At 49.6% G+C, this 373-nt stretch carries 1 protein-coding gene; it reads right to left on the bottom strand.

Annotated elements, in window-relative coordinates; genetic code table 11:
• A partial coding sequence (locus tag VOR_RS0113310) for an IS66 family transposase zinc-finger binding domain-containing protein (RefSeq protein ID WP_010320189.1) occupies window positions 1–373 on the bottom strand: 373 nt, incomplete at both ends.

The raw sequence follows: 373 nt of genomic DNA, 5'->3' as shown, positions 1-373 counted from the left end.
ACAGCGGAAGCGCATACTGATATTTGCCTAAAATAATGTTGGCAAGCAGACTTTCGGTAGCGAAGCTTTTGGGGATGATACTTATCGGTGCGGGTTGTTGGTGAATGTGGCTTTTTTCAGCCTGTTGTTCACACTGACGACAGGCGTATTTCGGGCGAACGACCTCCAATACTTTTAGGACGGCGGGCGTGAACTCCAGCTTTTCACTGCGGTCTTCGCCGATTTTATGCAGAGCGTGTTGGCAGCATGAGCACTGCTTGTCGTGCTCATCTAGGTCAAGTACGAGTGTTTCACGCGGTAAGTCTTTAGGCAGCGGTTGACGTTTACCACGACGTTTAATGGTCGTCGTTGTGGTGGTGATAACCTCATCTTC

This window comes from Vibrio ordalii ATCC 33509, from assembly GCA_000257205.1.
In the GTDB taxonomy this organism is placed as follows: Bacteria; Pseudomonadota; Gammaproteobacteria; order Enterobacterales; family Vibrionaceae; genus Vibrio; species Vibrio ordalii.
This window is presented reverse-complemented; position numbering and strand designations above follow the sequence as displayed.